This window comes from Winogradskyella poriferorum (assembly GCF_036553625.1).
GTDB classification, from domain to species: Bacteria; Bacteroidota; Bacteroidia; order Flavobacteriales; family Flavobacteriaceae; genus Winogradskyella; species Winogradskyella poriferorum.
This window is the reverse complement of record NZ_JAZHOU010000001.1, coordinates 615,730-637,285: the sequence shown is the minus strand read 5'-3', so window position 1 is coordinate 637,285 and position 21,556 is coordinate 615,730. Positions and strand designations below refer to the sequence as shown.

Here is a 21,556-nt window from a genome sequence, read left to right as displayed (position 1 = left end):
AAAGATTATGTCGCTGGATTAGGAATAACAGCATGAACATCATTAATGGCTTTTAGCACATCATCTGATAAGGTTATGTTGATACTGTCAATGTTTTCTTCAAGCTGTTTTATACTTGTGGCGCCAATGATATTACTTGTTACAAAAGGTCTTTGGTTAACAAATGCTAAAGACATTTGTGCTAAAGACATATTATTATCTTCGGCTATTTGTAAGTATCGCTTAGTAGCTTCTGTAGCCTGGTCGCTACTATATCTAGCAAACCTTGGAAACAGCTTTAATCTTGCATTATCTGCAGCAATACCTTTGATGTATTTACCAGATAAAACACCAAATGCCATAGGTGAGTAGGCTAGTAAGCCAATATTTTCTCTGTGAGCAATTTCTGCTAAATCGCCTTCAAAAGGTCTGCATAATAGAGAATATGCATTTTGGATGGTAATCATCCTTGGTAGGTTATTGTATTTAGATTCTTCTAAGTAGCGCATGGTTCCCCAAGCTTTCTCGTTAGATAAACCTACTTGCCTTATTTTTCCAGATTTGATAATCTCATCAAGATTGTGTAAAATTTCATTGAAATTATCCTCCCAACCATCATTAGCATTATGAACATAATCTCTTATGCCAAATGTGTTTGTGTTACGTTCTGGCCAGTGCAACTGGTATAAATCTATGTAATCTGTTTGTAAGCGTTTTAGACTGTTGTCAACAGCTTCGTTTAATGCTTGTTTGCTAAAACCAGTAGTTCTTATGTGGGCAGTATAGTCGCCAGGACCAGCAATTTTTGTGGCTAAAACAACTTTGTCTCTGTTACCAGTTTTTGCAAACCAATTACCTATAATACGTTCGGTTTCTGCATAGGTTTCGGCTGTAGCAGGTACAGGATATAACTCAGCAACATCAAAAAAGTTAACGCCTTTGTCTAAAGCCAAGTCCATTTGGGCAAAACCTTCGTCTTGAGTGTTTTGATTGCCCCAAGTCATGGTGCCTAAACATATTTTACTAACTTTTATATCTGTATTTGGTAAGGTTGTATATTTCATATCAATTTCCTGCGAAAGCAGGAATCTTTTTGCGTTAAACTTAAATTTTATTAGAGCTTGTTAAGCGTTGACTTTGATAAGCTCTGTCTGACAGCATTCAATAACTATCACTACTACAAAAATAAGAAGACCTTTCACGTTGTAAAAACACGAAAGGTCTAAATCTATGTTAAGGTTTTGTTTGAAATGATTTCTATCTCAACAAGAGTGATGATTAAATGTCATTCAATAATTTTGAAATCTCATCAAGTTTTGGCGTTAAAATCACTTCAATTCTACGGTTTTTTGCTCTACCTTCTGAAGTATCATTAGAGGCAACAGGAGCATATTCGCCTCGTCCCGCAGCTGTTAAGTTTTCTGGGTTTATAGACGAATTCTCTCTTAATATATTTACAATAGCCGTAGCACGTTTAGTTGATAAATCCCAGTTGCCACTTAGTTGTGCATTGCCTTTATAAGGTACATTATCTGTATGACCTTCTATTAAAATGGCAATATCCGGATTTTCAGCCAAAACGCTTCCTAGTTGTTTTACCGCTTGCTTTCCTTGTGTACCAACATACCAGCTACCAGATTCAAAAAGCAATTTGTTTTCCATAGAAACGTATACTTTACCATCGCGCTGTTCTACAGTAAGACCTTTGCCTTCAAAGTTAGTTAAGGCTTTAGAAATAGCGTCTTTTAAAGCACGCATGTTAGCATCTTTAGCTGCAATTACGCTTTCTAATTCTGCAACGCGTTGCGATCTGCTTTCAAGTTCTTTTTTTAATTTTTCTAAACGCTCATTTTCGGCAGCAAGGGCTTGTTCTTTGGCTTCTAATTGTGCTAAAAGTTCTCTGTTTTTTTGAGAGTTTTTGGCAATTTCAGCGGAGCTGTTTTTTTCTAATGCATCGTAAGATGCTTTTAAATTGTCGAGATTAGTTTTTGTAGCAGCATAGTCTGAGCGTAACTGATCTCTTTCTTTTACAGCCTCGTCATAGGCAGCTTGCAGGCTGTTTAGGTCATTAGTTAATTTGTTTCTGTCTGCAGAAAGCGCTTCTACTTCATCAGATAAAGCTCTGTTATCCTTTTTTAGATTGGCATATTTGTCCTCTAACTCAGTGTATATTTTTTTAGACACACAAGAGGTCATCGTAATAAGTAAAATGGCTATTAATGAAAGTTTTTTCATGTGTTAATGTTTATTATTTTTTTAATGGTCACATGGAACATCATATTGTTATTTTAACTGTTTGATTTATAATTAATCATTGATGTTTCATCATGTTTAAAAATTGAATAAAATGTATTTATAAATCTAATTCTAATAAAATTGGGCAATGATCGCTATGTACTGCTTCAGTGAGTATAACGCTTCGTTTTATGTTTTCTTGTAAAGGTTTGCTCACCATTGCATAATCTAATCTCCAACCTTTATTATTGGCTCTGGCATTAGCTCTGTAACTCCACCATGAGAATTCTTGCTTTTCTGGGTGTAAATATCTGTAGCTATCTATAAAACCGCTGTCAATAAAATTACCTAACCATTCGCGTTCTTCAGGTAAAAAACCAGACACACCTTTCATTTTTGGGTTATGAATATCTATAGGCTCGTGGCAAATATTATAGTCTCCGCAAACTACAAGATTTGGTTTTTCGTTTTGCAATTCGTTTAAATAGTTATGAATTAAATCCATGTATTCAAACTTGTGCGACAACCTAGCATCATTAGTTCCAGAAGGTAGATACATGCTCATAACAGAGACCTTGTCGTAGTCTACTCTAAGGTTTCTGCCTTCAAAATCCATGGATTCTATACCAGTGCCAAACTCAATGTGGTTTGGTTCTTTTTTGCAAAGAATGGCAACACCACTATAACCTTTTTTTTGTGCGCTAAACCAGTAATTGTACTCATAGCCTGCATTTGTAAAAAGGTCTAAATCGAGTTGGTCTTCCATTGCCTTAATTTCCTGTAAACAAATTACATCTGGATTTGTGGCTTGCAACCAATCAATAAACCCTTTATTTATGGCAGCTCTTATGCCATTAACGTTGTACGAAGCTATTTTCATTTTGTTTTAAATTCCTGATTATTTATAAATTTCTAGCTATTCGGCTAAAATAAATAATAGAGTACTTTTACACTATAAATTTATACTGCTTTTAACGATAAAATATTTCAAACGTTAGGCAGTTATTATTTTAGATGAAAAAAGCGCTATTTCTTATTACATTATTGATGTCTTTTTGGGGTTTTTCCCAAGAAAAATCGAGTAATTATAAGAAAATACGTGTCGCTGTTGCAGATTCTATTCTCATTGATTCTGTGAGTATAAATCCTTCAAGGTTTGTTGTAAAAACCAAACAAGGTGTTGTTTTGGATTCTACACTTTATAACGTTGATTATTCAAAATCTATTTTGAAATTTAACCAACAGGTTGAAATAGATTCTGTTGATATTGAATATTTACGCTATCCAGATTTTATAACTAAGGTTTACAAACAGCTCGACGATGATATTATTGTAGACCGATCTATTCCTGGGATTGAAACCCTTTACAAACTTGAAAATTCTTCAAACCAAAATATTTTTACTCCTTTTGATGGTTTAACCACTTCGGGTAGTATTTCTAGAGGTGTAACGATAGGGAATAATCAAAATTCTGTTTTAAATAGTGAACTCGATTTGCAAATTTCTGGAAAATTGAGTGACAAGGTATCGCTTAGAGCCTCGATACAAGATGCTAATATTCCGTTGCAAGAAAGTGGATATTCGCAACGATTAGATGAGTTTGATCAAGTTTTTATAGAACTTTTTAGTGACAATTGGAATATAAGAGCAGGTGATATTGATTTGGTAAACACTAAAAGTTATTATGCTAACTTTTCTAAACGTGTGCAAGGTTTGTTGGTAAATGCTAATTTGAGTGACAAGACGTCGGTTTTTGCTTCAGGAGCACTCGTACGAGGTCAGTTTACAACAACACAATTTACGGCTCAAGAAGGCAATCAAGGACCTTACAAATTACGAGGTCCAAATAATGAGTTGTTTGTGCTTATTGTCTCTGGTAGTGAGACTGTTTATATTAATGGTGTGCCTTTAGAGCGTGGAGAAAACAATGATTATATCATTGATTATAACGCTGGCGAGATTATTTTCAACTCAACCTATCCAATCACTTCCGAAATGCGTATTACGGTAGATTACCAGTTTAGTGAGCGAAATTATTCGCGATTCACTGTGTTTGGAGGTAGTACTTTTGAAACCGAAAAATTACAATTAAACGTTTCTGTGTATTCTGAAAGTGATGCCAAAAATCAGCCACTGCAGCAAAATTTATCGACAGAGCAAACGGAAATTTTAGCTAATGCTGGTGATGATACTAGCTTAATGGTTGCGCCTTCAGCGACGGAAGAATCGTTCTCTGAAAACAGAATTCTCTACCGAAAAGAAATTGTAGATGGTGAAGAGATTTTTGTCTTCTCTCAAAATCCCGAAGACCAGTTGTTTAGAGTGTCTTTTACCTTAGTTGGTGCAAATCAAGGAAATTATATATTGAGTAACGATAATGCAGTGAGCAATATTTTTGAATACGCTGCGCCAATTGCTGGTGTTCCGCAAGGAAATTACGAACCTGTTACTCAGCTTGTAGCACCAGAACGCTTGCAAATTGCAGTGCTCAATGGTCGTTACCAGCCTACCGAAAAAACAGATGTATTTTTTGAATTGGCAGGAAGTAAAAATGATATCAACTTGTTTTCGAGTTTAGATGATGATGATAATGATGGTTTTGCTGGGAAGTTTAAAGTGAATCAAAAGCTAATAAAGCACGATAGCCTTTGGAATCTGTCCGCGCTTATTGATGCCGATTTTATTCAAGAGAATTTTAGAACTATTCAACGTTTATACAGAGCCGAATTTAATCGTGATTGGAACCTTGAAGATAATAGAGACGATCAAGGAAATTTTATTTTAGGGAACCAACTTTTGCTCACTTCAGGACTACAATTATCACATGCTAAAAAAGGATTGGCATCCTATAATTTTGAATATTTAGATTACACTAATAATTTTAATGGAAGTCGTCATAATCTTATGGCAGATCTGCGTTTGGGTAATTTCAGGATTTTTACAAATTCAAGTTTTCTTAATAGCGAAAGCACTATTAATCGTTCGACCTTTTTAAGGTCTTATAATCGTGTGGTATATGCCAAAAACAATAAATGGGTTGGTGCAAAATTTGCTACAGAAGACAATGAACAAATCGTTATAGCTACCGATTCATTGACACCATTGAGTCAGCGATTTTCAGCATACGAAACCTTTGTTGGAATTGGTGATAGTACTAAGGTCTATGCAGAAGTTGGTTATATAAAACGCTTTAATGATAGTTTACGGAATAACAATCTAGAGCGTGTAAATGCTTCAAACACCTATTATCTCAAGTCACGATTAATTCAGAATAAAAACACCAATCTTCAGCTTTTTGTGAACTATAGAAGTTTGAAGGCTGAAGACGATGCCTCTGAAGACGAACAGAGTTTAAACAGCAGATTAAACTACAATCAAAAATTGTTTAACAACCTTGTGCTTTGGAACACAAATTTTGAAACTAATTCAGGGACGTTGCCACAGCAAGATTTTACTTATGTAGAGGTCGAAGCAGGACAAGGAGCTTACACATGGATTGACTATAATGAAAATGGCATACAAGAACTCAATGAGTTTGAAATTGCACAATTTACTGATCAAGGCAATTATATACGCGTATTATTGCCAAACCAGGTTTTTGTGCGAACGCATCAAAATAGATTGAGCCAGACGTTGACCATAAATCCGATGCAATGGAGCGGTTCTGAGAATAAAACAAAAAAGTTCTTTTCGCATTTTTACAATCAAACATCTTATCTTATTGACAGGAAGATTAGAAGAGAAGGCAATAATTTTAATTTAAATCCTTTTGAAGCTGATGAAGACAACCAATTAGCGTTAAATAATAGTGTGAGAAATGTATTCTTTTACAACAGAGGAAAACAGCGCTATACCACATCCTATACGTTTTTAACCAATACAAGCAGAAGTCTGTTGTCTATAGGTTTTCAGGAAAATAAACTCACCAATCATCAGTTTAATTTTAATCACAAATTCGCCACCAATTGGTTGGCAAATGCACAGGCAAGTTTTGGAACAGATGAAAGTCTTAGTGAAAACTTTGCTAACAGAAATTACCTGATTGAAGAAGAGCGTTTTCAACCTAAATTATCCTATTTGTTTAGTGAAAATGCGCAGTTTGATGTCTTCTATCAATACACTTCAAAAGAAAATACTATTGGAAGTTTAGAAGCATTATCGCAGAACAATTATGGATTTTCTTTTACCTACAATAAAGCAGCGAAAATTGCATTAACTGGTGAATTTAATTTGTTTCAAAATGAATATGATGGCAATCCTAATACACCTGTAGCATACCAAATGTTAGAGGGTTTACAGCCAGGAAAAAACTTCACCTGGAGTTTATTGGCACAAAAGAAGCTGACTAAGTTTTTAGATTTAAACCTCAATTATTTTGGTCGTAAAACTGAAACTGCAAAAACCATCCATACAGGAACTATTCAGTTAAAGGCTTATTTCTAATTCTATTTGTGTAAAAGTATTAAAAGCAGTATACTCCTCACATAACATCAACTACAATTAATGAAGGATTTTATAATAATAGGTGCTGCACAAGCAGGATTATCTATGGCTTATCATTTAAAGAAAAACGATAAGGATTTTTTAATCATTGATAAAGAAAATGAAATCGGAGCATCTTGGCTTAATCGCTGGAATTCTTTAAAATTATTTACTCCTACCGAGTTTAATCATCTTGAAGGTATGCCTTTTCCTGCTCCAAAAGGACATTATCCAGATAAGTATGAAGTGGCCAACTATTTTAAGGCTTATGCAGCGAAATTTGAATTTCCTGTTCAGTTAAGTACATTGGCAGAAAGTATTGAAAAATCAGATGATGGCTTTGTTGTAAAAACAAGTAAAGGAGATTTAAAATGTAAAGAAGTCATTATAGCTACAGGACCTTTTCATATACCATATACACCAAAGTTTCATAATAACATATCTGAGGATATTTTTCAAATACATAGTAATTATTACAAGAATCCAGATCAACTTCAGGATGGTGAAACCTTAGTCGTTGGTGGAGGAGATAGTGGATTTCAAATTTTAGACGAAATTTCAAAAAACACAGAAAACACCACTTATTTTTCTGGCAACACAGATATAAGAACGTTACCTCAAGAAATTCTAGGTAAAACACTTTGGTGGTGGTTTACCGTAACAGGTTTTTTAAGTTTTAGTAAAGACTCTTGGATTGGTAAAAAGATTAGTAATTCTAAACAACCGATTATTGGTACAGATGTGCAAGATATTTTAAATCGAGACAATGTAAAAACCGTTGGTTATACGGTAGATGCTAATCAAAATGCTGTAAAAACGACAAAGAAGACATTAAATAATATTAAAAACATTGTTTGGGCAACAGGTTACAAACCTAACTTTAAATGGATAAATAATATTGAACTGACTAAAGATGGCTACCCAAAGCATCATAGAGGTGTTAGTACCACAAAAGGACTCTATTTTATTGGCTTGCCATGGTTGCACACGCGTGGATCTGCTACGCTAGGAGGCATTAAAAAAGATGCAAAATATTTGGCACAGAAAATAGTGTAATAAAAAAGCCCGAAACTTAATATTTCGGGCTTTTTGTACTTTTAAGATGTTGGATTTATTTCATCTTCATCAACCATTCTTTAACATCGACTTCTTTTTTGATGATATCTCTTAATTCTTCAACCTTTACACGCTTTTGTTCCATAGTATCTCTATGACGAATAGTTACCGTATTATCTTCTAAACTTTCGCCATCTACCGTAATACAAAATGGTGTGCCAGCAGCATCTTGTCTTCTGTAGCGTCTACCTACAGCATCTTTCTCATCATATACCACATTGAAATCCCATTTAAGATCGTCAACAATGTCTTTTGCCATTTTAGTTAACCCTTCATCTTTTCTTACTAGAGGCAAAATAGCAGCTTTAGTTGGTGCTAATACAGCAGGAAGTTTTAGTACTGTTCTTTCGCTTCCGTCTTCTAAGGTTTCGTCTTGTAAACTATTAGAGAAAACGGCTAAGAACATGCGATCTAAACCTATTGAAGTTTCTAATACATATGGTGTGTAGCTTTCATTATCTTCATGATCGAAGTATTGCAGCTTTTTACCTGAGTATTCTTCGTGTTGTTTTAAATCGAAATCTGTACGAGAGTGAATTCCTTCCAACTCTTTAAAACCAAATGGGAAATTAAACTCTATATCTGTAGCAGCATCTGCGTAGTGTGCTAATTTTTCATGGTCATGGAAACGGTAATTGTCGTCTCCCATTCCTAGGGATTTATGCCATTTTAAACGGGTTTCTTTCCAGTAGTCAAACCATTCTTTTTGCGTACCTGGTTTAATGAAAAATTGCATTTCCATTTGTTCAAACTCACGCATTCTAAAGATAAATTGTCTTGCAACAATTTCGTTTCTAAAGGCTTTACCTGTTTGTGCAATTCCGAAAGGAATCTTCATGCGTCCCGTTTTCTGAACGTTTAAGAAATTTACAAAAATGCCTTGAGCTGTTTCTGGTCTCAAATATAAGTCCATTGCAGTATCTGCAGAAGCTCCTAGTTTAGTGCCAAACATAAGGTTGAATTGCTTAACGTCTGTCCAGTTACGACTTCCTGTTAACGGATCTGCAATTTCTAATTCTTCAATTAAAGCTTTTACATCTGCTAAATCTTCTTTTTCTAAAGATTGACCTAAACGCTTTAGAATAGAATCGATTTTTTCCTGGTAACCAAGAACTCTACCGTTTGTAGATACAAATTCTTCTTTGTTAAAGGCATCACCAAAACGTTTTTCAGCTTTTTTAACTTCTTTATTAATTTTAGCTTCAATTTTAGCACAGTAATCTTCTACTAAAACATCTGCTCTGTAACGTTTTTTAGAATCTTTGTTATCAATTAAAGGATCATTAAAAGCATCTACGTGCCCAGAAGCTTTCCAAGTGGTTGGGTGCATAAATATTGCTGCATCTATACCAACAATATTATCGTGCATTTGTACCATGGCTTTCCACCAATAGTCTCGAATGTTTTTCTTTAATTCTGCACCGTTTTGCGCATAATCGTATACAGCGCTTAAACCATCATAGATTTCGCTGCTCTGAAATACGTAACCATACTCCTTAGCGTGAGAGATTACCTTTTTGAATTTGTCGTCGTTTGCCATGCCACAAAAATAAAAAACCGCTCAAATTAATTGAGCGGTTTTTTAAAAATAATGAGATTGATTTATTTTAATTCTATACTTGTACTTCCTAGTTTTCTGTTTTCGTGAAAAACATTAACAAAGTACGTGCCTTTTACAAGAGGTCTGTCTTCTTTATAAGTGGCTACTGTAGTACAGATGTTTAGATTTTTGTTGTCAAAGTTTACAATTTCTTTTTTGCTGTAAATTAAAGAGTTGTCTGCAAAAAATACTTCGCCTTTACCAGCTATTATATTGTTGTTAGGACTTACAATCTGAATGTATATCTCTTTGTCTCCTTTTTCGGTTAAAGGGTTTTCAGTCAATGATATGCAAACATCCATAGCATTAACGCGTTTAGCTCTAAGCGAGGATTTCTTTTTAGAGTTGTTAATTTTAAAAGCTTCAACACTAACGTTGTTGGCTCTTAAAATAGAAGCATTGTCAATGGTCTCGTTAAGAGAATCGTTGGTTTCCTCTAGAGCATTGATGGTGAGGTTGTTGTTTTTAATAGTATTCATAGCGTAGCGTTTCTCTTTTTGCAATTTTAGATTTGCAGAATTAAGAGAGTCTACAGTAGTAAGTAAAACCTTGCTTTTAGTTTTCAAAACTGAAAGCTGGTCTTTGAACTTTGTGATTATTGATAAGTCACTTTTTAATAATCTTAAAGAATCTAAAGCAATTTTAGTTTCTAGTTTTGCTTCCTGGAGCTGTGAAGACATAAGATCATAATCTTGGCTTAGTTCGTCATAACTAACTAAAATTTCTGATAGTTCTTTTTCTATCAAAACTTTTTCTTGTTTTAGGAATTCTTCGTAGGATTTAATGGATTTGTAATTAGTAAAACTATATACACCTAAAACTGTTAAAACAACTAATAAAGAACTTATAATTAATCTGTAGTTAAATAATTGAGGGTTAACTATCATCATTAATTTCTTAGATGAAACGAAATTAGAGTATATTGAAGTGCATTTTTATTTTATTCGATTAAGTGGTAAAAAATTTGTTGAATTTGTTCTTTCCTGTGGTCTGCGAAGCATGTAATAATGTTTTGGTAGATAATGAGTTAGTTGTTTGTACTAAATGCAGACATGATTTACCAGTTACAAATTTTCATTTTAATGATGCAGATAATGTTAAAAAAGTAGTTTATGGACGTGTAAAACTAGTACAAGCAACAGCCCTTTTGCATTTTTCAAAAAGAGGAGTTGTGCAACAAATGCTTCATAACTTAAAATATAGAGGACACCAAGATATTAGTGGTTTTTTAGGTAGATGGCTTGGTGCAGAACTAAAAACGATTGAAGCTTATAAACAGGTTGATGTTGTAGTACCTGTGCCACTTTATAAAACTAAGTTATGGCAACGTGGTTATAATCAGGTAGAGCAATTTGGAAAAGCAATAGCAGAAGCTCTTAGTGTAGATTATAACGACTCAGTACTTATAAAGACAAAATCAACAAAAACCAAAGTGTTTGAAGGTAGACTCTCTAGATGGAGTGATGATGGAGCTGTTTTTGCAATAAGTGATACCCAATCGTTAAGAGGTAAACATATCTTACTGGTAGATGATATTATTACCACAGGAGCAACGGTTGAGGCTTGTGCTACAGAATTGTTAAAAATTGATAATATTAAGTTAAGTCTTGCTACTATGGCAATTGCCGATTAATTTTTTCGTTTCTATAGTTTAAAAATTGTTTCTTTGTGCAAAATTATTCTCAAAAAATGAGTTCAAATCTCACACGAATTTTAGGCATTTTATTCATCGGTTTAATTATTGTTAGTTGTGCCAATCGTGGTTCTCCTTCAGGAGGAGAAAAAGATATGGATCCACCAGAAATTCTTAGAGAAAACCCACCAAATTTTTCAACAAATTTTAAAGGAGATGAAATAAGAATCACTTTTAATGAATACGTTAAGATTAAGGATTTAAGAAAGCAACTTATTATTTCGCCACCTATGGATTCAGATCCTATTATATATCCTGCAGGTGGAGCAAGTGAATACATTACGATAAAAATAAAAGATACTTTACAGCCTAATACGACTTATGCTTTTAATTTTGGTGAAAGCATTGTAGATAATAATGAAGAAAATCCATACCCTTATTATCGTTACGTATTTTCTACAGGAGATACAATAGATTCACTGTCTGTAAAAGGCTATGTTGAAGATGCGCTTCTAAAGAAACCAGAAACTTTTATATCGGTAATGCTTTATGAAGTAGACTCTACCTATTCAGATTCTATAGTTTACAAAGAAAAGCCAAGGTATATTACCAATACCCTTGATAGTGTTACCACTTTTAGTATAGATAATATAAAAGCAGGAACCTATAAATTGATTGCCTTAAAGGATAAAAACAGTAATTATACATTTGATCAAAAAAACGATAAAATAGGGTTTTACGAAGATTTTATTTCAGTACCAACTGATAAAGACTATAAGCTTACATTATTCAACGAGAAGGTCAATTTTAAAGCTATTAAACCAAAACAAGCAGGTGAAACAAAAATCATCTTCCCTTACGAAGGAAGTTATGAAAACACAAGAATAAACGTTTTGGGAGATACACCAGAAGGCTATTCAACTAGAATTACAAAAGATAAAGTTACAGATACACTTTACTATTGGTACAAGCCAAAGTTTGAAATTGATACCACCTTCTTTATTGTTTCTAATGAAAAATATGTAGATACATTTAAGCATCGTTTTAGAAGTCTTGATGCAGATACATTAAGTACCAAAATAGTTTCACCAAGAGGTTTAAACTATGATAAGCATTTTACTCTAGAAGCAACTACACCTATAGAGAAAATAGATGTTTCTAAAATAAGTTTAATAGATAAAGATTCTATTGCTGTAAGTTTTGAGACAGAATACGATTCTATTTTAAATCAATTTAAGGTGCCATTCAAAAAAGAAGAAGGACAAAAATATTCTATTAAAATATTACCAGGAACATTTACAGATTTCTATGGTAATATCAATAAGGATACTATAGTTGAATCTATTAACCCTAAAATGAAGTCTGAGTATGGAAATATTCGTGTTAAATTAATAAACGCTAAATTTCCACTAATTGTACAGATGGTAAATAATAAAGGTGAAGTTGAATATGAACGTTACACTACAGAATCACCAGTGGTAGATTTTACTAATGTTGTGCCAAAACTATATGATATTAGAGTAATTTATGACACTAATGAAAATGGTGAATACGATACAGGTAATTACTTATTAGGCATACAACCAGAACGCGTTAGTTACATGCCTTCTTCTCAGCTTGATGAGGTTAGAGCTAGTTTCGATTTTGTTTACGAGTTTACACTTTTAGACTAAAAGTATCCCTGTCCTTTAAGAAACCAAGTCTTTCTCGGTATTTGGTAATATGAGATTTTTCTAAAGTTACGACTTCTATAGTTTCTGTGCTTTCTAGTATGGAATCCATACGGTTTCCTAAAACATCATAAGCTGCCGAGTGTCCAGAATATTCGTAATTATTACCATCTAAGCCAACACGGTTTACACCAATACAGTAACTCATGTTTTCTATTGCGCGCGCTTTAAGAAGGGTATCCCAAGCCGCAATGCGCACTTTTGGCCAGTTAGCCACATAGATGAGTAAATCATAATCTTCAGAATTTCTTGCCCAAACTGGGAAGCGTAAATCGTAGCAGACTAAAGGGCAAATTTTAAACCCTTTATAATCTATGATGATTTTTTCTGTACCAGCAGTATATACCTTATGTTCGCCAGCCAAAGTAAAGGTATGTCGTTTATCGTAGGGTGTTAATGTTCCGTTTGGCTCAACAAATACTAGGCGATTATAGTAATTCTCATTTTCTTTAATGACTAAACTACCAACGATTGCAGCATTTTTAGATTTAGATAATGCTTTTAGCCAGGTAATAGTCTCACCATCCATGGTTTCTGCTACCTCAGATGCATTCATTGTAAAACCAGAGCTAAACATTTCTGGTAAAACAATAAGGTCAGCTGTAATGGAGCTGACCTTATCTTCTATATGTGTTCTGTTAGCTTTTGGGTTTTCCCATGCTAAAGTGGTTTGTGCTAATGCAACGTTTAGTGTGTCGTTTGTCATTTATAATTTTCGTTTGGCTTTGTCTACTTTTTCGGTAAGCTTTTCAATTTTATCTAACCACTTACCTTCGTCTACAGGAGACAATTTACCTTTCTTTTTTAATTTTTCGTACTTCTTTTGGGCTTTTTTAAGATTGTCTTGTGCCTTTTTATAATTTTTCTGAAGTTTTTCTTTTTTCTTTAATGCCTTCTCAGCTTTCTTTTGTGCTTTTTCTGCCTTTTTTTGGGCTTTTTCAGCTTTTTTCTTCTCCTTTTCTAGTTTTTCTGCTGCTTTTTGTGCGTTTTCGGCTTGTTTTAGTTTTTCTGAAATAATAGCAGCTTCTTTAAAAATCACCTCTTTTTCTTCTGCACTTAAAGTTTCTGTGACATCTTCGCCATTCAAGAATATTTTTTCCTTTTTTACTTCATATGTTTTTTCACCTTGCTTTACTTCCTGAGCAAAACCGGTTAAACAAAATGCTAATAATAAAAGTATGATGTAATATTTCATTTGTAATAATTTTTAGTTCACTATTGTGACACGTAACTTAACAAAAAGTAACTTAAATTCTGCATAAAATTTCTGAAGCTTTTATTAAAGTCTCGTCAGTCTTGGCAAAACAAAACCGAAGCACCTTGTCATCTTTGTTATTTTCATTAAATACAGAAAGCGGAATTGAAGCTATTTTGAATTCTTTCGTCAAACGTTTTGCAAAATCCACATCATGTTCGTCGGTTATTTCAGAATAATCCAACACCTGAAAATATGTGCCTTTTGAAGGCATAAATTTAAAACGAGATTCTGCAATTAAATTCAAGAATAAATCACGTTTTTGTTGAAAAAAATTATTCAAACCAAGATAAGTTTCAGCATCAGCCATATAATCCGCAATGCCTTTTTGAGCAGGATGATTCACAGAAAACACATTGAATTGGTGTACTTTCCTAAACTCGTTCATTAAATCTTCAGGTGCGCAGCAGTAGCCAATTTTCCAACCTGTATTATGAAATGTTTTTCCGAAGGAAGCTGTAATAAAACTTCGTGCTTTTAAATCCGGAAACTTGCAAGCACTATGATGCTGATCGCCATCAAAAACAATATGCTCATATACTTCATCACTTAAAACGATGATGTTAGTGTCTTTGGTTAATTTTTCAAGCTGAAGCATATCTTCTTCAGACCAAATAGTACCACTAGGATTATGAGGTGTATTGATGATAATCATCTTGGTTTTAGATGAAATTTTTGAAGCCACTTCGTCCCAATTCACACTATAATCTGGCGCGGATAATTGAATAGCAATCGTCTTTCCACCATTAACTTCAATAGCTGGTTGGTAGCAATCGTAAGCAGGTTTAAAAATTAGAACTTCGTCATTTGGTTTTACAAAAGCTGAAATGATAGTATAAATAGCCTGAGTTGCACCAGCGGTAACCGTGATTTCAGTATCTGGATGATAACTTGTGTTGTAAAGTTGTTGGAATTTATTCGCGATGGCCAAGCGCAAATCTAGATTACCAGCCATTGGTGCATATTGGTTGTAACCGTTGTTCATTGCATTGGCAACTAAGTCGTTTAATAGTTGTGGACTAGGATAATTTGGGAAACCTTGCGATAGGTTTAAGGCTTTGTATTCGTTGGCCAAAGCACTCATTACGGTAAAAATAGTAGTGCCTACATTGGGTAATTTAGATTGGTGTGCGATCATAATATCTCGTTAAATAGAAAGGTTTTAAAGATATAAAATGTGGTTTTTCTATCTTTACAAAATCAATAAAATATATACTATGCGATTAATAAAATTACTCTGTTTTTTCGTTGTTTTTCAGGTGTCTGCTCAACAAGGCGGTATGTGGATTCCCTCACTTTTAGAAGGAATGAATGAAGACGAAATGCAAAGCCTTGGTAGTAAGTTGACTGCCAAAGACATTTACGATGTTAACAATTCTAGTCTTAAGGACGCTATTGGTCATTTTAATGGTGGTTGTACCAGCGAAGTGATTTCAGACAAAGGTTTGGTGCTTACCAATCATCACTGTGGATTTAGCCAGATTCAGTCGCATTCGTCTTTAGAAAACGATTATATAAAAAATGGATTTTGGGCAATGACGCTCGAAGAAGAACTGCCAAATGAAGGCTTGTTTATTGAGTTTATAGTAAGTATTCACGATGTTACAGATACTGTTTTAAATGGTGTAAACGAAACTATGACCGAAAAGGAAAAGCAATCTTTAATCACTAGAAACAGCAATGCTGCAATGGCATCTTGGCCAAAAGAAAATTGGCAAGACGTTAAAACAAAGTCGTTTTACAAAGGCAATCAGTACTTCTTATTTGTAACTGAGCGTTTTGAAGACATAAGATTGGTTGGTGCACCACCAAGCAGCATTGGTAAGTTTGGTAGCGATACAGATAACTGGGTATTTCCGAGACATACAGGCGATTTTTCTATGTTCAGAATTTATGCTGATAAGAATAACAGACCAGCAAAATACAGCAAAGACAATGTGCCCTACAAGCCAAAGCATTATTTACCTGTGTCCTTAGATGGTGTTGAAGAAGGCGATTTTACAATGGTTTTTGGCTTTCCTGGTCGTACTAATGAGTATTTACCAGCTGTAGCGATTGAGCATATTACAAAAGAATACAATCCAACAAATATCGAAATTAGAGAAGCGGCTTTAAAAGTTATTGATGCCAATATGAAAGCCAGCGATGAGGTGCGTATTAAGTATGCGTCTAAACAAGCCAGAATTGCAAATGCTTGGAAAAAATGGATTGGAGAAAACTTAGGTATCGAAAAAAGTGATGCTGTAGCTAAGCGTCGTGAATTTGAAGCAACTTTTAAAAAAGCATTAAAGGAAAAGGGACTAGAAGGAAAGTATGGTCATATTTTACCTGAGTTTGATAAGCTTTATAAAGAATTTGGTCCAATAAATATTAAACGAAGAAATTTTGTTGAAGTCTTTTTGGTAACAAGTGAATTGATGCAAATGACCTTTAGAGCCTATCAGGTTGAACAAGCGCTATTGGCAAATCCTGAAAGTTTAGAACGTGCAAAAGCAAGTTTAAAAGGCCGTTTTGAAGGTATTCTGAAAAACTTTGATGCCAATGTAGATAAAGGTGTGTACTTAAATGTAATGCCATTATATGGAAAACCAGTTGATGCTTCAATCTATGATAAAACGGCATTTACGGATTTAGATTCGGCTTTAAAATTATTAGAAGGCGATGCTGAATCTGTAATTAAAAACTTAAATAATGACGCGGCTTATGCTTATGCGAAACCCATCATTGATGAATTTTTTAATAGTATAGATGCAGAATTTCAACAAAAAAATGAAACTATTTCAGCATTGCAAACTGAGTATATGACGGCTTTAATGAAAGCCTTGCCAAACGAGCGTTATTTCCCAGATGCAAATAGTACGTTGCGTGTTACTTATGGTCAGGTTAGAGGCTACTCGCCAAGAGATGCAGTGTACTATAATCCTGTAACTTATTTAGAAGGTGTAGTGGAAAAGTATGTGCCAGGCGATTATGAGTTTGATGTGCCACAGAAACTTTTAGACTTATACAACACAAAGGATTATGGTCCTTATGCCGATAAAAACGGAAAAGTGCCAGTGTGCTTTTTAGGAACAAACCACACAACTGGAGGAAACTCTGGTAGTCCTGCTATTGATGCTGAAGGGAATTTAGTAGGTTTAAACTTTGACCGTGTTTGGGAAGGTACGATGAGTGATATGAACTACGACCCAGAAATCTGCCGAAACATAATGGTAGATTTACGCTATGTGCTTTTCATAGTTGATAAGTATGCTGGTGCAAAACACTTAATTGATGAAATGACTTTGGTGCATCCGAAGAAAGCATCAGGAAAAAAGAACAAGAAAAAGAAGAAAGCAAAAAAGTAGCGATACACTTTCTTTAATTTCACGTTTATAGATGAACCTCACGAGTGTTATACTGAACTTGTTTCAGTATTTCTTTTGTGAGGTTTTTTTTGTGAAATATTTTTAGATATAAAGACGTTATTCAAATATGAAAGCCCATAATAGGCATTTGGCAAACAAAGGCTATTCACCATAAAATTATTAAATAACTAGACCATAGGTTCTTGAAAAAATTAAATAGATGAAAAAACTTCTACTTCTTTTATCTGTAATTGTATGTCTTGCTTTTTCAAAATCTGATGAAGATGCTGTAAAGACAATTCACGTGTTTGTTGCCTTATGTGATAACGACAACCAAGGGATTGTGCCAGTGCCAAGTAAATTAGGAAATGGTCAAGATCCTAAAAATAACTTGTATTGGGGCGCTTTATATGGTGTTAAAACACATTTTAAAAATAGTAAGGATTGGACTTTGGTTAAAACAATTAAATCTGATAATCCTAAAATTTTAGAACGTTTACTATTCAAACATAAAAAATCGAATATTTACTTATTGGCAGATGCTTATGACGGAAAGTACATTAAACAAACTACAATTGATTTTTTAGAAGCTACTTCAGGACGAAATGAATTCTCTGTATTGTATAGTGATAAAACACTTAGTTTTGGTGGAAAATCAGGATTGTTGGCTTATGTTGGTCACGATGGTTTAATGGAATTTAATGTTGATGGAAATTTCACGCAACTAAATACAACAAAACGAGATGCAATTATTCTAGCTTGCATTAGCAAACAATATTTTAAACCCTATTTAGAAAAAACAAAAGCAAATCCATTAGTTTGGACAACAGGTTTAATGGCACCTGAAGCTTACACGCTAAAGTCAGCAATAGATGGCTGGATTATGGATGAATCGGATTCTCAAATAGCAGAACGTGCTGCACAAGCTTATCACAAATATCAAAAATGCGGTATTAAAGGCGCAAGAAGATTATTAGTTTCTGGATATTAACTTCTCGATAAAATTTTCTCGTACCTCAAAAATCACTCAAAGTGATGAATAAAAAAATCCCAAACAGTAATGTTTGGGATTTAGTTTTTGGAAATTGAGATTTCTGCTTTCGCAGGAAGTCTTAATATCTATAATGCTCAGGTTTGAAAGGACCTTCAACCGTTACACCAATATATTCAGCTTGATCTTGCTTAAGCTCTGTAAGCTCAACACCAATTTTTTCTAGGTGTAATGCCGCTACTTTTTCATCTAAATGTTTTGGTAGCATGTACACGTCGTTGTTGTACTTATCAGAATGATTCCAAAGCTCTATTTGCGCTAACGTTTGGTTAGTAAAAGAGTTACTCATTACAAAACTTGGATGACCAGTTGCACAACCTAAGTTTACTAAACGTCCTTCTGCTAAAACGATAATATCATTACCATCAATAGTATATTTATCTACTTGAGGTTTAATCGTGTTTTTAGTATTACCGTAGTTTTCGTTTAACCAAGCCATTTGTATTTCGTTATCAAAATGACCAATGTTACATACTATGGTTTTATCTTTCATTGCTTTAAAGTGCTCTGAACGTACAATGTCTTTGTTACCAGTTGTAGTAATTACGATATCTGCATTACCAACTACAGTTTCTAATTTTTTAACTTCAAAACCGTCCATAGCAGCTTGTAACGCACAAATTGGGTCAATTTCAGTTACTGTTACGATACTTCCAGCACCTTTAAAAGAAGCAGCAGTACCTTTACCAACATCTCCGTAACCACAAACAACAACGCGCTTTCCAGCTAACATCACGTCTGTTGCACGACGTATTGCATCTACAGCACTTTCGCGACAACCGTATTTATTATCAAATTTAGATTTTGTTACAGAGTCGTTTACGTTTATAGCAGGCATTGGTAACGTTCCGTTTTTAACACGCTCGTATAAACGGTGTACACCAGTTGTAGTTTCTTCAGATAAACCTTTAATACCAGAAGCTAATTCTGGATATTTATCTAAAACCATATTGGTTAAATCACCACCATCATCAAGAATCATGTTTAATGGTTTACGATCTTCTCCAAAAAATAAGGTTTGCTCTATACACCAGTCAAACTCTTCTTCCGTCATGTCTTTCCATGCATAAACAGCTGTTCCCGCAGCAGCAATAGCAGCAGCAGCTTGATCTTGAGTAGAGAAAATGTTACAAGAACTCCAAGTTACTTCTGCACCTAATGCTTGTAAAGTTTCAATTAAAACAGCAGTTTGTATGGTCATGTGCAAACAACCTGCAATACGTGCACCTTTTAACGGTTGCTCGTTTTTATACTCTTCACGTAAGCTCATTAAACCTGGCATTTCTGCTTCGGCTAATTCAATCTCTTTTCTTCCCCAAGCCGCTAACGACATGTCCTTTACCTTGTTTGGTACGAAAGGAATTGTTTTTGTACTCATATTCTTTTTTCTCAAATTTTTAAAATGGTTCTTGCCTTTGGGTTTAACATTGAAATGGTTAAATTCGCTTACCAAAAAATGCCAAATCTGCCTTAGGCAGTGCAAAGATAATCAATAGGTTTTACAATATTAAATGCCACTGTACAAATCCATTAGTGTAAACTCACAAACTACTGTTAAAATCTGGAAGATTGAAGAGTCTTATTCCGATTTACTTCAACCTCTAGATTTAAAACCGCAAAGTCTTGAACGCGTGTCGGGTATGAAAAGCGAACTGCATCAGCGCGGTTTTTTAAGTGTAAGGCATTTGCTTCATGAGTTTGGTTATACAGATCAAGATTTGTTTTATGACGATAATGGAAAACCACATCTTAAAGACGGTAAGCATATTTCTATAACACACAGTTTTACGTTTTCAGGAGTTATTGTTAGCGATAAAGAAGTCGGTATAGATATTGAAATGCAGCGCGATAAAATTACAGTTATTGCACACAAGTTTGTGGACTACGAGTTTAATTATCTGGATAAATCTGCTGACGATTACATTAATAAACTTACTGTAATTTGGGGAATTAAGGAATCGTTGTATAAGCTTTTTGCAACTCCAGGTATGCTGTTTAAAGAGCATTTTTTAGTAATTCCATTCACGTTCGATGATGGAGAAACCATTGCTTGGATAGATTATAAGGGTAGAAAATACAGATACAATACTGCGTTTTTAGAGTTTGAAGGCTTTACTTGTGCATACGTCGTTCCTTAATCTATGACCATCTATTCTCACATAAAAAAGTCTATAGTTGAAAGCGAAAGGTTGCTTGCAGTTTTAATCGATCCAGATAAAACAGAACTTGACACGATTGAAGGCATTGTGAGAAAAATCAATCAATCTGTAGCAACTCACATTTTTGTTGGTGGAAGTGAAGTAGATGAAGGAGCTACTGAAGCTGTAGTACAGGCCATTAAGCGATATACAACACTACCAGTAATGCTGTTTCCTGGTGATGTAACACAAATTACAGATGAGGCTGACGGTATTCTGTTTTTGTCTTTAATTTCTGGTCGAAATCCAGATTATCTCATTGGTAAACATGTAGAATCGGTTTCTAAATTAGCCAAAACACAACTCGAAGTGCTTCCAACAGGATATATTCTTATTGAAAATGGGAAACAAACTGCTGTAGAGCGCGTAAGCAATACCAAACCTTTAAGCAGATCGAATAAGCAACATATTGTAGATACAGCCAAAGCAGGAGCGCTTTTAGGGATGCAACTAATCTATCTTGAAGCTGGAAGTGGAGCAACACATCCTATAGAGCCAGAAATTATTTCAGCAGTAAAAGACACCTTAAATATTCCACTTATTGTTGGTGGAGGTATTAGATCTAAAACCGAATTAGAAGCAGCCTATAAAGCAGGAGCAGATCTTGTGGTTATAGGCACAGCCTTTGAAACGAATCAACTTTTTTTTGAACAACTAAAATTATAATCATGCAAATATCAATAGACTTAACCTTATCTCCTTTACAAAACGATTACGAAGCTCATATTATAGATTTTATTAAGGCTTTGAGAGCTTCAAAATTTACGGTTTTAGAAAATCCATTAAGCACACAGATTTTTGGAGAATTTGATGAATTAATGCCATTTTTAAATGATGCCATTAAAACGTCTTTTGAAAATACAGATATTAGTGTACTCACCATGAAAGTGGTAAAAACAAACAGAAGTGAGTACGAGCCACATTTCTAAA

Annotated in this window: 18 protein-coding genes; 9 read left to right on the top strand and 9 right to left on the bottom strand. The window is 34.2% G+C overall.

All coding sequences use genetic code 11. The annotated features are described in order from the left end of the window. Window positions 1-5: 5 nt before the first annotated feature. From V1468_RS02925 to V1468_RS02915, 3 genes are all read right to left on the bottom strand, one after another. Window positions 6-1,043 (bottom strand): aldo/keto reductase, encoded by a 1,038-nt coding sequence (locus tag V1468_RS02925; RefSeq protein ID WP_331808756.1) that lies wholly within the window; start codon window positions 1,041-1,043, stop codon window positions 6-8. Window positions 1,044-1,257: 214 nt separating this feature from the next. After that, entirely contained in the window at window positions 1,258-2,214 is a 957-nt protein-coding gene (locus V1468_RS02920; RefSeq protein WP_331808755.1) for an OmpA family protein, read from the bottom strand. Between the two features lie 118 nt (window positions 2,215-2,332). After that, window positions 2,333-3,094, bottom strand: coding sequence for an exodeoxyribonuclease III (locus V1468_RS02915; RefSeq protein WP_331808754.1), 762 nt, complete (start codon window positions 3,092-3,094; stop codon window positions 2,333-2,335). Between the two features lie 134 nt (window positions 3,095-3,228). Between V1468_RS02915 and V1468_RS02910 the strand changes: the two genes are divergently transcribed. Both V1468_RS02910 and V1468_RS02905 read left to right on the top strand, forming a co-directional pair. Then, window positions 3,229-6,657, top strand: a complete 3,429-nt coding sequence (locus V1468_RS02910) for a hypothetical protein (RefSeq protein ID WP_331808753.1) — start codon at window positions 3,229-3,231, stop codon at window positions 6,655-6,657. A gap of 60 nt (window positions 6,658-6,717) precedes the next feature. Then, window positions 6,718-7,752 (top strand): flavin-containing monooxygenase, encoded by a 1,035-nt coding sequence (locus V1468_RS02905; RefSeq protein WP_331808752.1) that lies wholly within the window; start codon window positions 6,718-6,720, stop codon window positions 7,750-7,752. 55 nt (window positions 7,753-7,807) lie between these two features. Here V1468_RS02905 and V1468_RS02900 read toward each other — a convergent pair whose 3' ends face one another. Together V1468_RS02900 and V1468_RS02895 are read right to left on the bottom strand one after the other, a co-directional pair. Continuing rightward, the gene (locus V1468_RS02900) at window positions 7,808-9,352 is read right to left on the bottom strand and encodes a glycine--tRNA ligase (RefSeq protein ID WP_331808751.1); all 1,545 of its coding nucleotides are present in this window, start codon (window positions 9,350-9,352) and stop codon (window positions 7,808-7,810) included. Between the two features lie 62 nt (window positions 9,353-9,414). Continuing rightward, on the bottom strand, window positions 9,415-10,302 hold the full coding sequence (locus V1468_RS02895; RefSeq protein WP_331808750.1) for a hypothetical protein: 888 nt from the start codon (window positions 10,300-10,302) through the stop codon (window positions 9,415-9,417). A gap of 77 nt (window positions 10,303-10,379) precedes the next feature. Between V1468_RS02895 and V1468_RS02890 the strand changes: the two genes are divergently transcribed. Together V1468_RS02890 and V1468_RS02885 are read left to right on the top strand one after the other, a co-directional pair. Continuing rightward, a complete protein-coding gene (locus tag V1468_RS02890; protein ID WP_331808749.1) occupies window positions 10,380-11,045 on the top strand; it encodes a ComF family protein in 666 nt (221 codons plus the stop codon). Window positions 11,046-11,101: 56 nt separating this feature from the next. After that, window positions 11,102-12,718: an Ig-like domain-containing protein gene (locus tag V1468_RS02885; RefSeq protein WP_331808748.1), complete on the top strand. Its 1,617-nt coding sequence runs from the start codon at window positions 11,102-11,104 to the stop codon at window positions 12,716-12,718. On the opposite strand, the gene V1468_RS02880 is transcribed toward V1468_RS02885, so the two are convergent. Genes V1468_RS02880 through V1468_RS02870 form a run of 3 tightly spaced genes read right to left on the bottom strand, consistent with a single transcriptional unit; the run spans window position 12,702 to window position 15,165 of the window. After that, a complete protein-coding gene (locus tag V1468_RS02880) occupies window positions 12,702-13,481 on the bottom strand; it encodes an amidohydrolase (RefSeq protein WP_331808747.1) in 780 nt (259 codons plus the stop codon). The two genes, V1468_RS02885 and V1468_RS02880, sit on opposite strands and share 17 nt — an antisense overlap. Then, window positions 13,482-13,970, bottom strand: coding sequence for a hypothetical protein (locus V1468_RS02875; RefSeq protein WP_331808746.1), 489 nt, complete (start codon window positions 13,968-13,970; stop codon window positions 13,482-13,484). A gap of 52 nt (window positions 13,971-14,022) precedes the next feature. Continuing rightward, window positions 14,023-15,165, bottom strand: coding sequence for a methionine aminotransferase (locus V1468_RS02870; protein WP_331809341.1), 1,143 nt, complete (start codon window positions 15,163-15,165; stop codon window positions 14,023-14,025). 82 nt (window positions 15,166-15,247) lie between these two features. Here V1468_RS02870 and V1468_RS02865 point away from each other — a divergent pair, with 82 nt between their 5' ends. Together V1468_RS02865 and V1468_RS02860 are read left to right on the top strand one after the other, a co-directional pair. After that, window positions 15,248-17,377 (top strand): S46 family peptidase, encoded by a 2,130-nt coding sequence (locus V1468_RS02865; RefSeq protein ID WP_331808745.1) that lies wholly within the window; start codon window positions 15,248-15,250, stop codon window positions 17,375-17,377. A 220-nt stretch (window positions 17,378-17,597) separates the two neighbouring features. Beyond that, window positions 17,598-18,368: a hypothetical protein gene (locus V1468_RS02860; RefSeq protein WP_331808744.1), complete on the top strand. Its 771-nt coding sequence runs from the start codon at window positions 17,598-17,600 to the stop codon at window positions 18,366-18,368. A 121-nt stretch (window positions 18,369-18,489) separates the two neighbouring features. On the opposite strand, the gene ahcY is transcribed toward V1468_RS02860, so the two are convergent. Next, entirely contained in the window at window positions 18,490-19,806 is a 1,317-nt protein-coding gene (gene ahcY / locus V1468_RS02855; RefSeq protein ID WP_331808743.1) for an adenosylhomocysteinase, read from the bottom strand. A gap of 133 nt (window positions 19,807-19,939) precedes the next feature. Here ahcY and V1468_RS02850 point away from each other — a divergent pair, with 133 nt between their 5' ends. Genes V1468_RS02850 through V1468_RS02840 form a run of 3 tightly spaced genes read left to right on the top strand, consistent with a single transcriptional unit; the run spans window position 19,940 to window position 21,555 of the window. Further along, window positions 19,940-20,566, top strand: coding sequence for a 4'-phosphopantetheinyl transferase family protein (locus tag V1468_RS02850; protein ID WP_331808742.1), 627 nt, complete (start codon window positions 19,940-19,942; stop codon window positions 20,564-20,566). A gap of 3 nt (window positions 20,567-20,569) precedes the next feature. Further along, the gene (locus V1468_RS02845; protein WP_331808741.1) at window positions 20,570-21,292 is read left to right on the top strand and encodes a phosphoglycerol geranylgeranyltransferase; all 723 of its coding nucleotides are present in this window, start codon (window positions 20,570-20,572) and stop codon (window positions 21,290-21,292) included. Window positions 21,293-21,294: 2 nt separating this feature from the next. Continuing rightward, window positions 21,295-21,555: a hypothetical protein gene (locus tag V1468_RS02840; protein WP_299097235.1), complete on the top strand. Its 261-nt coding sequence runs from the start codon at window positions 21,295-21,297 to the stop codon at window positions 21,553-21,555. Window position 21,556 lies beyond the last annotated feature (1 nt).

Coding starts and splice junctions, on each gene's coding strand:
- V1468_RS02845 (WP_331808741.1), top strand. CDS start 20,570: ATGACCATCTATTCTCACATAAAAAAGTCTATAGTTGAAAGCGAAAGG.
- V1468_RS02860 (WP_331808744.1), top strand. CDS start 17,598: ATGAAAAAACTTCTACTTCTTTTATCTGTAATTGTATGTCTTGCTTTT.
- V1468_RS02885 (WP_331808748.1), top strand. CDS start 11,102: ATGAGTTCAAATCTCACACGAATTTTAGGCATTTTATTCATCGGTTTA.
- V1468_RS02875 (WP_331808746.1), bottom strand. CDS start 13,970: ATGAAATATTACATCATACTTTTATTATTAGCATTTTGTTTAACCGGT.
- V1468_RS02840 (WP_299097235.1), top strand. CDS start 21,295: ATGCAAATATCAATAGACTTAACCTTATCTCCTTTACAAAACGATTAC.
- V1468_RS02905 (WP_331808752.1), top strand. CDS start 6,718: ATGAAGGATTTTATAATAATAGGTGCTGCACAAGCAGGATTATCTATG.
- V1468_RS02915 (WP_331808754.1), bottom strand. CDS start 3,094: ATGAAAATAGCTTCGTACAACGTTAATGGCATAAGAGCTGCCATAAAT.
- V1468_RS02900 (WP_331808751.1), bottom strand. CDS start 9,352: ATGGCAAACGACGACAAATTCAAAAAGGTAATCTCTCACGCTAAGGAG.
- V1468_RS02850 (WP_331808742.1), top strand. CDS start 19,940: ATGCCACTGTACAAATCCATTAGTGTAAACTCACAAACTACTGTTAAA.
- V1468_RS02865 (WP_331808745.1), top strand. CDS start 15,248: ATGCGATTAATAAAATTACTCTGTTTTTTCGTTGTTTTTCAGGTGTCT.
- V1468_RS02880 (WP_331808747.1), bottom strand. CDS start 13,481: ATGACAAACGACACACTAAACGTTGCATTAGCACAAACCACTTTAGCA.
- V1468_RS02910 (WP_331808753.1), top strand. CDS start 3,229: ATGAAAAAAGCGCTATTTCTTATTACATTATTGATGTCTTTTTGGGGT.
- ahcY (WP_331808743.1), bottom strand. CDS start 19,806: ATGAGTACAAAAACAATTCCTTTCGTACCAAACAAGGTAAAGGACATG.
- V1468_RS02920 (WP_331808755.1), bottom strand. CDS start 2,214: ATGAAAAAACTTTCATTAATAGCCATTTTACTTATTACGATGACCTCT.
- V1468_RS02925 (WP_331808756.1), bottom strand. CDS start 1,043: ATGAAATATACAACCTTACCAAATACAGATATAAAAGTTAGTAAAATA.
- V1468_RS02895 (WP_331808750.1), bottom strand. CDS start 10,302: ATGATGATAGTTAACCCTCAATTATTTAACTACAGATTAATTATAAGT.